The 594-nt window shown below is 64.1% G+C and carries 1 protein-coding gene; it reads right to left on the bottom strand.

Features of this window, described 5'->3' with window-relative positions; all coding sequences use genetic code 11:
- Positions 1 to 594, bottom strand: a 594-nt coding sequence (locus AACY49_RS29965) for an immunoglobulin-like domain-containing protein (RefSeq protein WP_339527833.1), incomplete at both ends; no start/stop codon positions are given.

The raw sequence follows: 594 nt of genomic DNA, 5'->3' as shown, positions 1-594 counted from the left end.
GGATGGTGATGGTCTGGCCGTTCGACAGGGTCACGACCACCGGCGAACCGGTGACTGGAGCGGACACGGACGCGGTGTAAACCACGGTGCCGCCTTCGGCGACGGTGGACGTCGCGGTCAGGTTCACCGTCGAGGTGTCGGTGGTGTCGGTGACGTCAGTGGCCGCCGCTGCCGGATTGGTCGCCAGGTTTTCGAAGTTACCGCCGGCCGCGTCTTTGATCGTTGCTTCAACGGTACCGGCGTCTTTGTAGACGTCGTCCTTCGGTGCATCGACGGTCACGGAGCCGCTGGTGGCGCCGGCGGCGATGGTGATCACGGCACCGTTCGACAAGGTCACAGTGACCGGCGTACCGGCCGCATTGCTCAGGGTGGCGGTGTAAACAATGGAGCCGCCTTCTGCCACCGAATCGGTCGCACTCAGGCTGAGGGTGGTGGTGTCCGCTGTGTCAGTGATCGAGGTGTCCGCCGACTTGCCGTCGACTTCCAGTTTCTCGTAGTTACCGCCCTTGGCATCGTCGATTTTCACGCTCAGGGAACCGCCGCCGGCCAACGCATCGTTCGGCGCGGTGAAGTTGACGCTGGCACTGCTCGAGC

It is taken from the genome of Pseudomonas sp. EL_65y_Pfl2_R96 (assembly GCF_963970905.1).
Taxonomy (GTDB): domain Bacteria; phylum Pseudomonadota; class Gammaproteobacteria; order Pseudomonadales; family Pseudomonadaceae; genus Aquipseudomonas.
This window is presented reverse-complemented; position numbering and strand designations above follow the sequence as displayed.